1 protein-coding gene is annotated in these 1,076 nt (G+C 69.1%); it reads right to left on the bottom strand.

The annotated features are described in order from the left end of the window. Nucleotides 1-116: 116 nt before the first annotated feature. Nucleotides 117-1,073, bottom strand: coding sequence for a putative glycoside hydrolase (locus tag AB0G02_RS41890; protein ID WP_360806650.1), 957 nt, complete (start codon nt 1,071-1,073; stop codon nt 117-119). Nucleotides 1,074-1,076 lie beyond the last annotated feature (3 nt).

Raw genomic sequence — 1,076 nt, 5'->3', positions numbered from 1 at the left:
GGCTCGGCCTGGACATCTCGTGGCGGATCGTGGTCGACCGCCACCACGGCGACATCCGGGTGGAGTCCGAGCCCGGTGACACCCGCTTCCGGGTCCACCTCCCGCTGACGCCGCCGTCAGCAGGGCTTGCGCAGGACGGCGCCGGAGGTGCCGCCTAGCGAGACGGACGTGACGGTCGTGCCCCGCTCGGTGACGTGCCCGCCGTCGAGCGGCACGGTCACGGACCTGCTGTCGGTGCGGTTGGCGTTGACCACGACCGTGCCGCACGCGAACTCGCGCAGGAACAGGTTCGTGCCCACCGACTTGTACGGCCCGGACGGCGTGCCGAGGTCCCAGTCGTACTCCGCGCGCCACGGCGTCGGGTCGCCGTAGCCGTCGGTCCGGTCCAGGCTCGCGATCGCGGCCTGGTCGCCCGCGGCCATCAGGTAGCTGGCCAGCGCGTACCGGTACGCCCGGTCACCGTCGGCGCTGTGGTGCGGCTGGACCAGGGTGATCTTGCCGCTGGCCTCGTTGGCGGCGATCTCGTCGACCTGCTTGCTCCACCCGTCCGAGTACTCCGACAGCAGGTTGGTGTCGTCGAACGTCAGCCACCACTCGTCGAAGCCACCGTCCAGGTACTCGGTGTAGGTGCTCCAGGCGTCCCCGTGCACCCTGGCGTTGGACAGGTTCGCGACCGTCTTCAACCCGGACGCGACGAACCTGTCCCGGGTGTTGGCCAACATCGACACGTACGCGTCCTGCAACGCCGCGTCGGTCGGGTACTTCGCCGGGCAGACACCCTCGTGGTAGGCGTCGCACGGGAACAACGCGTTGTCCATCCACACGCCGTCGAATCCGGCGGCGGTGCTGCTTTTGATCACGTTCGCGGCCCACGCGTCCTGATAGGCCGTGTTGCCGACATCCATCTGCCAGTGCTCGGAATAGCCGTCGTACTCGAGCCGCCGGCCGTTCGGGTCGAGCAGGAACCACTCCGGGTGATCGCGTTCCGCTTCGCAATAGCCGACGCCGGTCGGCAGCTCCGCGTCGTCCACCCCGTCACGGCACCCGGACGAGCGGGTGGACGACAAGTCCATTTA

Origin of the sequence: Actinosynnema sp. NPDC023658 (genome assembly GCF_040639995.1) — a bacterium.
Classification (GTDB): Bacteria; Actinomycetota; Actinomycetes; order Mycobacteriales; family Pseudonocardiaceae; genus Actinosynnema.
This window is presented reverse-complemented; position numbering and strand designations above follow the sequence as displayed.